Here is a 505-nt window from a genome sequence, read left to right as displayed (position 1 = left end):
GCTTCACACCACTTGCAAGCGCATCCCACCCAGAACCGCCTGACGGTGCTGCCGACATACCTGCAAAAAGATCTTGAAGCTTTTTATAAAAATCAGACTGGACAAACTTTTCAAAACCAGTTCGAGTATCTACTGGAGAAGTTTGTGACTGTGGTGTTGAAGCTGCCTCTACTATAGGCGTAAGTTGTTTAATCTCCTGTGCATTAGGGAGTGGTGGATGATTACCAACACCAAATGGTATTTCTGCTTCAGGAACCACATAAGGTTCCTTCTTCTCATGATATACTCCATCCGGAACAATAGTTCCTATTTGAGAAGGCGCAAGAGAACCACTCTCAAACGGTTTATCAATAGAAATTGCACTAGGAGTAGCAGGACCTTGATGCTGCTGTATGACTCTCTGCAACAGATTCATTTTATCAATAGGTCTCTCACCAATCTTCGGAATAACCATTCCTAATAGCTTTCGACCATAGATCTCTTCACGCTTTTGGCGTTCTCTTTC

At 43.2% G+C, this 505-nt stretch carries 1 pseudogene; it reads right to left on the bottom strand.

Annotated elements, in window-relative coordinates:
• A pseudogene (locus tag ACFIL3_RS11290) lies at positions 1-505 on the bottom strand (hypothetical protein); the annotation flags it as partial.

The sequence above is a fragment of the Bartonella sp. CE47NXGY genome (assembly GCF_042195415.1).
Taxonomy (GTDB): domain Bacteria; phylum Pseudomonadota; class Alphaproteobacteria; order Rhizobiales; family Rhizobiaceae; genus Bartonella.
This window is presented reverse-complemented; position numbering and strand designations above follow the sequence as displayed.